At 65.4% G+C, this 8,757-nt stretch carries 9 protein-coding genes; all 9 read right to left on the bottom strand.

The annotated features are described in order from the left end of the window. Window positions 1-168: 168 nt before the first annotated feature. Window positions 169-936, bottom strand: a complete 768-nt coding sequence (locus tag Q0S16_RS02905; RefSeq protein ID WP_295844836.1) for an SDR family oxidoreductase — start codon at window positions 934-936, stop codon at window positions 169-171. Window positions 937-938: 2 nt separating this feature from the next. Further along, entirely contained in the window at window positions 939-1,811 is an 873-nt protein-coding gene (locus Q0S16_RS02900; RefSeq protein ID WP_295844833.1) for a polysaccharide deacetylase family protein, read from the bottom strand. A 14-nt stretch (window positions 1,812-1,825) separates the two neighbouring features. Beyond that, window positions 1,826-2,590, bottom strand: coding sequence for an ABC transporter ATP-binding protein (locus Q0S16_RS02895; protein WP_295844830.1), 765 nt, complete (start codon window positions 2,588-2,590; stop codon window positions 1,826-1,828). A gap of 9 nt (window positions 2,591-2,599) precedes the next feature. Beyond that, window positions 2,600-3,478, bottom strand: a complete 879-nt coding sequence (locus Q0S16_RS02890; protein WP_295844828.1) for an ABC transporter permease — start codon at window positions 3,476-3,478, stop codon at window positions 2,600-2,602. Between the two features lie 60 nt (window positions 3,479-3,538). Further along, window positions 3,539-4,510, bottom strand: a complete 972-nt coding sequence (locus Q0S16_RS02885; protein ID WP_295844825.1) for an ABC transporter substrate-binding protein — start codon at window positions 4,508-4,510, stop codon at window positions 3,539-3,541. 42 nt (window positions 4,511-4,552) lie between these two features. Beyond that, a complete protein-coding gene (locus Q0S16_RS02880; protein ID WP_295844822.1) occupies window positions 4,553-5,356 on the bottom strand; it encodes an enoyl-CoA hydratase in 804 nt (267 codons plus the stop codon). Between the two features lies 1 nt (window position 5,357). Next, entirely contained in the window at window positions 5,358-6,551 is a 1,194-nt protein-coding gene (locus tag Q0S16_RS02875) for a CaiB/BaiF CoA-transferase family protein (protein ID WP_295844820.1), read from the bottom strand. Beyond that, on the bottom strand, window positions 6,548-7,834 hold the full coding sequence (locus tag Q0S16_RS02870) for an amidase (protein WP_295844819.1): 1,287 nt from the start codon (window positions 7,832-7,834) through the stop codon (window positions 6,548-6,550). Before Q0S16_RS02870 ends, Q0S16_RS02875 begins: the two co-directional genes overlap by 4 nt. A gap of 82 nt (window positions 7,835-7,916) precedes the next feature. After that, window positions 7,917-8,757, bottom strand: an 841-nt coding sequence (locus tag Q0S16_RS02865) for a LysR substrate-binding domain-containing protein (protein ID WP_295844817.1), incomplete at its 5' end; no start/stop codon positions are given.

Here is an 8,757-nt window from a genome sequence, read left to right as displayed (position 1 = left end):
GCCAGAAACGCGGTCGCCTGATGCGGTCCCGGCTCTGCGGAGCGGCATAAGAATGCCGCACCGCGTCCGGGACACGAACCCTATCTTTTCATATCTCAGGATCGGCCAAAAAGGCCGGTGCCGAACTCGCAATGACGGGGTTAGACCGGAGCCCGATTATGCCCGTCCCTACCCCCGGAACGCCATGCCGCCATCGACGTCCAGCACCGTGCCGTTGACGTAACCACAGGCCGGCGACGCCAGAAACGCCGCGCTGCGGGCGATTTCGAGCGGATCGATGGCCCGGCCGAGCGGCAGGCCTTTCAACGTCTCTTCCCAGCGGCTTTCGTCGCCGTAAGCGGTTTTGGCCTTGGTCTTGGCCAGCGTGATCATGCGGTCGGTCCGGGTCGCCGCGGGGTTGATGCCGAAGCAGCGCACCCCCCAATCGCCGGACTTGCCGCCGACGGCGCTGGTAAAGGCCATCAGCGCGGCGTTGCCGGTGGCACCGCAGAGGTAATCATAGCGCGGCGAGCGCCCCGCCGCGCCGATGATGTTGACGATGGTGCCGGCGCTCCTGGCCTTCATCGCGCCGAGGTAAAGCTGGGTCAGGTGAATGTAGCCCATCACCTTCAGCGACCACGCCTCGGTCCAGCGCTCCATGGTCAGATCGAGCAGCCCGCCGCCGGGAATCGCGCCGGCATTGTTGACCAGGATGTCGACGTCGGGATGCAGGCTGTGCAGCCGCTCGCGCTCGTTGCCCTGCGACAGGTCCGCCGCGCAGGTCGCAACCGGGCCGAGATGTTTCAAACTGGCCGCCGCCGTCTCCAGCACCGCGGCGTCGCGCGATACCAGAACGACCGAGCAACCCTCTTGCAGGAATACCGTGGCGCAGGCCAGGCCGATGCCCTTGGAGCCGCCGGTGATGAGAACGCTTTTGCCTGTGAGATCGAGATCCATGGTCATGCTTCCGGGGTTTGGGCGGCGGAGAACCAGTCGCAGATCGCACTGCCGGTGGTGAACACGGTCTGGTCGGAGGCGCGCAGCAATTCGATCATGCCGTCCAATTCATGAATCCGGTGCGGCACCGAGATCAGATGCGGATGCAGCCCGATCGCCAGCACGCGCGGATTATCCGAGGTCTCGGTCTCGAAGCGGCGCAGCGTATGCAATAGCCGCTTCAGCATCTCGCCGGTGGCGTGACGTTCGACGGCGTAGATGATCGAATCGTTGACCTCGAGATTATACGGCATTGCCAGCAGCGGGCCGTGCTTGGTGGTCATCCACGACGGCAGATCATCGACCACCCAGTCGCAGACATAATCGAGGCCGGCTTTCTTCATCAGGTCCGGCGAGTCGACGGTTTCGCGCAGGCCCGGTGACAGCCAGCCGCGCGGCCGCGCCCCGGTGAATTTCTCGATCTTGTCGAGACAGGCGGTGATCAGTTGCTCCTCGCCGCCCTCGACATGGTTGGTGGCCTTCTGGTGCATGCCGTGGCCGATGAATTCCCAGCCGGCCTTCAGCATCGCCTCGGCGGCCGACGGATAGGCGTCGATGACGCCGGCATTGATCGAAGTCGAGGCCGGGATGCCGTCGAGCAGTTCGAGCAGGCGCGGCATGCCGGCGCGCATGCCGTAATCCGCCCAGGAAAAATTCGGCACGTCCGGAATCGTCTCCTTGCCATGTGGCGGCGTGATGATGGTGCGCGGCATCGCGCTCTCGAACTGCCAGTGCTCCACATTGACGACGAAGTGGACCAGGATCTTCTTGTCCTGGAAATCCGGCAGTTTCGGACGCGCCGAGGACAATCGGTAGGGAATGCGCGGATTGGTCATCTTGTTGTTTCCGGTCAGTGGTTGTCGTGCGCGCCGCGCATCTCGGCCATGATCATGGCCTTGAACTGCGTGAAGTCCGACGAGGTCAGGTCATCGATCGAGCGCGGCCGGCGCAGGGTAATGGGAATATCGCGGGTGATGCGGCCGGGCCGCGCGGTCATCACGCAGACGCGGTCGGCGAGCAGGATCGCCTCGTCGATGTCATGGGTGACGAACAGCACCGTGGTCTTCAGCGTCTGCCAGACGTCGAGCAGCAATTGCTGCATCGACAGCCTGGTCTGCGCGTCCAGTGCCCCAAACGGCTCGTCCATCAGCAACGCCTTCGGCTGCATCACCAGCGCACGCGCAATGCCGACCCGCTGCCGCATGCCGCCGGACAATTGCACCGGCAGCGCGGCATGGAAATTCTCCAGCCCGACGATCTTGAGCATTTCGCGGGCGCGCGGCTCGTAGTCGGATTTGGCGATCTTCTGCACCTGCGGGCCGAACACGACGTTCTCCCACACCGACAACCAGGGCAGCAACGAGGCCTCCTGGAACACGACGCCGCGGTCCGGCCCCGGCCGGGTGACGGCATGATCGTTGAACGTCATCGAGCCTTCGGTGAGGTCCTCGAAGCCGGCGACGAGGTTCAGCAAGGTCGACTTGCCGCAGCCGGAAGGGCCGAGCAAAGCCACGAACTCGCCCTCACCGATGCTGAAATTGACGTCGTCGAGCGCGCGCACGCCGGTGGCGCCGGGATAGGTTTTTGACGCGGAAGTGAAATTGATCGTGCCCATGATGCTGGCCTACTGATTGAAGGATTGCAGGCGGCGCCAGCGCAGCGCCCATAGTTCAAGCCGCACGATCGCCCAGTCGGACAGGAATCCGAACAGCCCGATCGACACCATGTCGGCGATCACGATGTCCATCCGGCCGACGTAATAGGCATCCCACAGCACATAACCGAGGCCGGATTTCACCGCGACCATTTCCGACACGATCACCGCGGTCCAGCCGATGCCGAGCCCGATCCGCAGCCCGGTGAAGATCGCCGGCATGGCCGCCGGCAGCACCACGCGTCGCATCACGTCCCACGGGCCGGCGCCCATCATCAGTGCGGCGCGAATCCAGTTCTTGTCGACGTCGCGCGCGCCCTGCGTGGTGTTGATGACGATCGGATAGAACGCGCCGATCGTGATCAGGAACACCGCCCCGAAATCGCTGATGCCGAACACCGCGATCGAGATCGGCAGCCAGGAGGTGATCGGCACCGGGCGCAGCCACTGGATGGTCGGATCGACCATCGCCGCGACCAGCTTCGACCAGCCAATGATGATGCCGAGCGGCACGCCGAGCACGATCGCCAGCGCAAAGCCCTTGCCGACCCGTTCCATCGAGAACATCACCGCCTCGGCCCAATTGCCGACATAGGGCGACAGCGTCATCGGGCCGGGCGTGCCGAACGCCCAGATCAGCCACGCCTTCCAGACCCGGTCCGGCGTCGGCAGCGCGCCGCCGGCCAGCGATCCGTCGGTGCCCGCCAGTTGCCACAGCGCCACCAGCAGCACCGGCAGCAGCACGGCGAGCACCGTCTTGCCGATCCGCGACGACATGAAGCGGGTCGCCGGTGCGCTTTTCCTGCGCACGGGGCGAACCACATCGCTTTTGCCGAGAGTCATGCTCATGGGTGGCGGGGGCCTTCCTGTCGTCGGGAGAAAGGCGCGCCGAAGTGGCGCGCCTGTTCGTTATTTTTTCATCGCGGTGGCGAGGAACGAGCCGTCCCAGTATTTGTCGATTTCGCCGGACACATCCTTCGGGATCACGCCGAGCTCGTTGAACGCCTTGGCCTGCGCCTTGATCTGCTCCGGGCTGATCACCGGACCGAGTTCAATCACTTCCGCCACCTTCAGCGCGACGTCGGCCTCGAGCCCGGTCAGCGTCGAAATCGCGGCGCCGAATTTCGGCTTGGAAGCCTCCAGCTCCTTCATCTTCGCGACATAGGCGGTGACGTATTTCTGCACGGCTTCGCGCTTGCCGGTCACCGCTGCCTTGTTCGCGACCAGCATGCCGAGTTCGGCGCCAACCGATTTGGAAATCGAGTAGTCGAGATTCTTGGCGAATTCACCATAGCCCTTCATGACCGGGATCGACTCGAACGGCTCCCAGGTAGCGATCGCATCAACCTCGCCCTTCTCCAGCGCCTGATCGAAATTGGCGCCGCCGCCCTGGATGTTCACGGCGGTGAACGAGTTGTACGGAATACCCTTCTCGATCAGGGTCGCGGCGAACTGAAACCAGACCGCCGAGCCCGGCGCGATCGCGATCTTCTTGCCCTTGATATCGTCCCAGCTGTCGAATTTCTTGCCCTTGCCGGCGATCAGATATTTCGGCGAACCGCCGACGCCCATGATACCGACCATGTTGGACGAGCCGTTGGCGATCGAGATGGCGAGATCGGCGGGGCCGACCGAGGCGACATCGAGCGAACCGGCCAGCAACGCGGTGCGCGCATCGGCGTAACGCGCGAATTCGACCAGCTTGATCTCGACCCCCTCTTTCTTGAGGTCATCGGCGATCAGCACGATTGGCGCGAGATGGCCGACCTTCTGATAGCCGACGGTCAGCGTGACTGGCGTGGCCTGCGCCATGGCTGTGGCTGGCAACACGGCCAGCAATCCCAGGGCCGAAAGCCCGGCCAAAACGATGCGACGCGTCATGTTCACTTCTCCATCAGGACGACAGGCCGTCCATTGCCGCGATCACGTGCCCTTGAACACAGGATCCCTTTTTTCCCGGAAGGCCGCCTGGCCTTCCCGATAGTCCGCGCTTTTGAAACACGCGTCCACCAATGCATCAACCGCGCCAACATCGCGTTCGAAATCGGGTTTTGTGATCTCGACCAGCGCGCCCTTGATGGCGCGCAGCGTCAATGGCGCGTTGCCCGCGATGCGGGCCAGATAGGCGGCGGCCTCGGCACGGAAGCTGTCATGTTCGAACATCTGGTTGACCATGCCGAGCCGGAACGCCTCGGTCGCGTCCACGATCCGCGCGCTGAACAGCAGGTCCGCGACCGGCCCCATGCCGAGCTTGCGCACCATCAGATCGATGATGGCATAGCCGTAGCCAAGGCCGAGCCGCGCGGCCGGAATGCGAAAGCGACTATGCGAGGCGGCAATGCGCAGGTTGCAATGCATCGCAATGCCCATCCCGCCGCCGAAACACGTGCCGGCGATCACCGCTACCGTCGGCTTGCCGGCATGGCCGAGCGCGTCGTCGGCCGCGGCGACCGCATGATCATAGGCCGCCACGGCGGCGTCGCCGCTGCGCTTCTCGGCAAATTCCGAAATATCCGCGCCGGCGGAGAACGCCCGATCACCGACTCCGGTGATGGCAATCACGCGCACGCTCGCGTCAGCCTCGGCCCGTGCGATCAGCTCGGGCACGCTCAACCACATGTCCAGGGTCATCGCATTCATCCGGGCGGGCTGATCGATGGTCAGCGTGGCGACCCCGTCCACCGCCTCGTAGCGAACCCAGGGAGTGCCGGTGGATGGTTTGCTCATGTCAGATCACCCCGTTTTGCCGCAACGCGGCGATCTCGTCACCGCGCAGGCCGGCTTCCGCAAGCACCGCGTCGGAATGCTCGCCCTTGTCCGGGATCGCCGTCCTGATCGAGGCCGGCGTCCGCGACAACCCGACCGGCTGGCCGACCAAAGCAATATCGCCGCGCAGCGGATGATGCACTGTTTGCGCGATCCCGAGGTGACGAACCTGCGGATCGGCGAACACCTCGTCCATATGATAGATCGGGCCGGCCGGTACGCTGTGACGTTCCAGTTTGGCCAGCAGATTGGCGGAGCTGTCGCCAAGGAAGAACGGCGCCAGCAACTGCATCAATGCCGGCCGGTTGCGGAAGCGATCGTCCGGCGTGGCATAGGCGGGATGCGTGGCGAGGCCGGGAAGCTCGAGCGCCTGACACAGCGATTGCCACTGTCCATCGCCGCCAACCCCGATGTTGATGAAACCGTCGCTGGTCTGCATCACCCCCATCGGCGTCGAATAGGGATGGTCGTTGCCGGCCTGCGGTGGCACGACGCCATCGACCAGATAGCGCGCCGCCTGGAAATCGCAGATCGCAATCTGCGCCTCAAGCAGCGAGGTCTGCACCCACTGCCCCAGTCCGGATTTTTCGCGTTCGGCCAGCGCCACCAGAATGCCGGTCGCGGCATACAGTCCCGCGGTGGAATCCGCGACCGCGATGCCAGCGCGCACCGGGCCCTGATCCGGCAGGCCGGTGATCCACATCAGCCCGCCCATGCCCTGCGCGATCTGATCGAAACCGGCGCGCTTCTGGTACGGACCGTCCTGGCCGAAGCCGGAGATCGAGGCCAGGATGATGCGCGGATTGATGGCACGCAACGCTTCATAGCCGATGCCGAGCCGCTCCTTGACGTCGGGGCGATAATTCTCGACCACCACATCCGCGGTAGCGACCAGCTTCAGGAAAACCGCGAGCCCTTCGGCCTTTTTCAAATTGAGCGTCAGCGAGCGCTTGTTGCGATGCAGGTTCTGCATGTCGTAGCCGAGCCGCGCGCCGGACATGCTTTCATTGGGATCGATGCCGTCGGGGGCCTCGATCTTGATCACGTCGGCGCCGAAATCGGCGAGCACCCGGCAACAGGTCGGGCCAGCGCGGACCCGGGTCAGATCCAGCACGCGCAGGTGCGATAGCGCTGGGCAGCGCGCGGCGGACGTCATGCGAATTCTCCAGTAGGTTGGGCGATCCCGGCGGGCGTGCGGCCGTGCCAGTCGGTGCGGCTCTGCAGCGCGGCCGCGAATTTCAGCAGGGCCACGTCGCGATTCGGGCGGCCGACGATCTGCACCGCCATCGGCAGGCCATCATGGTCGAAGCCGCAGGGAATGGCGATGGCCGGCAGTCCGAGCCCGTTGACCCAGCGGGTCAGCGCGGACAGTTCGTACAGCGTGCGCGCCGAGAAGGTCAGCGAGCCCGGCTCGCACACCGCCACCGTCGGCGTGCGGATCCGCATCACCGGCAGCAGGATCGCGTCGGCCGCATCGAACGCAGCATCGAGGGCATCCTGTGCAAGTTCAGCCAACAAGCGCCGCGCCTCGCCGAGCTGGGTGTCGTCGATCGACTGCCCCTTGCCGAGCCGGGTCGCCAGCGTCGCCGGCAGGCCGCCGGTGGCGATCAGCGCCTGGTGCGCGCGCGCCGCCTCGCCTTGCATCAGCGTCATCACCGGCGCGTCGCAGGCCGCGATCAGCGCCGCGAGCCGGGTCTCGCTGAGGTGAATTCCCTGCGCTTGCAACGCCATTTCGACGTTTCCCACGCCGCGATCGATGCAGCGGTCGCAATCGCCGATCACGTCGCGCGCCACCGCCAGCCGGGTGATCGGGGAGCCCCGGTTGGCGCCGGAAAAGGCCTCCGCGATCGCGATCAGATCCGCCGCGCCGCGGGCGAGAAAGCCGATCGTGTCGAGCGACGGCGCCAGCGCCATGGCGCCGCCCAGCGGCACCAGATCCCGGGTCGGCTTCCAGGCCGTGACGCCGCAGCATTGCGCCGGAATCCGCAGCGAACCGCCGGTGTCGGAGCCCAGCGCCACCGGCACGATGCCGGCGGCCACGGCCACCGCCGAGCCGGACGACGACCCGCCGCAAATATGATCGGCACTCCACGGATTGACCGGACGCCCCCGCAGCGCATTGGCCCCGGACGGCTCATAGGCCAGCGGCGTCATCGCGGTGAAGCCGATCAGGCGACCGCCCAGCGCACGCAGCGTTTCGACCACCGGCGCCGTGTTCGCCGGAATCGCGCCGGGCGCCCGCGCCAGACCCAGCGTCGGCGCCCGTCCGGCGACATCGAGCAGATCCTTCACGGCGAACGGCATACCGCCCAGCGGACCGGACTGAGCCTTGGCCGCCCGCTCGAAAATCTCGACAAAGGCCCGCAATTGCGGGTTCAGCTGGCGCGCCCATGCGATGGCACGCCTCGCGGCATCCTCTGATTCTGCTGCAACTTCCACGACCAAGCTGATCCCCTTCGCCAAGAGGCTATGTCAGTTTTGTGATTTCGTGGATTGGAAAAACATGTAGGCTGGTTTCTATTTAATCGAAATCAGAAACGGACAATAACCGGTTGATCAGCCGCGCGGTGGGCGGGTCGAGCGCGACACTGGCCGGCACGATGACGTCGATGTCGCGCGCCGCCCATGTCTCGTCGAGCGTGATCAGCTTCAACCCCAGCGCGTCGGCGATCGGCCGCAGCGCGGTTTCCGGCAGGATGCCGATGCCGAGCTGGTGCTGCACCATCTGGCACATCACGTCGAAGGTGCGAACCTGAACGCGATTATTGAGGATACGGCCAGCCTCACGCGCCTTGCCAGCGATCAGCCGGTGCACCGCGGTGCCGGTGTCGAGCGCGACAAATTCCTCGTCAAAAATATCGGCAAAGGTCAGGCTGGCGCGGTCCGACAGCCGATGCCCCTCGAACACCGCCACCGCCAGCCGATCGCGGGCGTAGGGAAAGGCCTCGAATCCATGGTTCATCGGACCGCGCACGATGACGCCGACATCGGCCTGCTGGCGCACCAGCGCCTCGATGGTCTCGGCGGTGGGCCGCTCCTCCAGGTCGATCTTGATCTCGGGATTTTCGCGCGCGAAATGAGCGAGGTCGCCGGCGAGCTTCTGCACCAGCGCCGAGCTCGACGCGCTGACGCGAATCCGGCCGCGCACGCCGGAACGGTGCTCCTCCATGTTGACAGCAAGCTGATCGGCCATCCGCAACACCGATTGCGCATAGCGCTCGGCGGTAATCCCCGCGGTGGTCAATTCCAGCCCGTGTGGCAGCCGCCGCACCAGCGGCGCGCCGATCTCCTCCTCGAACAGCTTTAATCGCCGGCTCGCCGCCGACAGCGCCATGTTGAGGCGCTCGGCGGCCCGGCTCAGG

This window comes from Tardiphaga sp. (assembly GCF_025356345.1).
Taxonomy (GTDB): Bacteria; Pseudomonadota; Alphaproteobacteria; order Rhizobiales; family Xanthobacteraceae; genus Tardiphaga.
The sequence above is the reverse complement of the archived record's forward strand: the minus strand, read 5'-3'. Positions and strand labels throughout refer to the sequence as shown.

Excerpts from the sequence above, each read along its gene's own strand:
- Q0S16_RS02895 (WP_295844830.1), bottom strand. The coding sequence starts at position 2,590 with ATGGGCACGATCAATTTCACTTCCGCGTCAAAAACCTATCCCGGCGCC.
- Q0S16_RS02905 (WP_295844836.1), bottom strand. The coding sequence starts at position 936 with ATGGATCTCGATCTCACAGGCAAAAGCGTTCTCATCACCGGCGGCTCC.
- Q0S16_RS02875 (WP_295844820.1), bottom strand. The coding sequence starts at position 6,551 with ATGACGTCCGCCGCGCGCTGCCCAGCGCTATCGCACCTGCGCGTGCTG.
- Q0S16_RS02880 (WP_295844822.1), bottom strand. The coding sequence starts at position 5,356 with ATGAGCAAACCATCCACCGGCACTCCCTGGGTTCGCTACGAGGCGGTG.
- Q0S16_RS02890 (WP_295844828.1), bottom strand. The coding sequence starts at position 3,478 with ATGAGCATGACTCTCGGCAAAAGCGATGTGGTTCGCCCCGTGCGCAGG.
- Q0S16_RS02900 (WP_295844833.1), bottom strand. The coding sequence starts at position 1,811 with ATGACCAATCCGCGCATTCCCTACCGATTGTCCTCGGCGCGTCCGAAA.
- Q0S16_RS02885 (WP_295844825.1), bottom strand. The coding sequence starts at position 4,510 with ATGACGCGTCGCATCGTTTTGGCCGGGCTTTCGGCCCTGGGATTGCTG.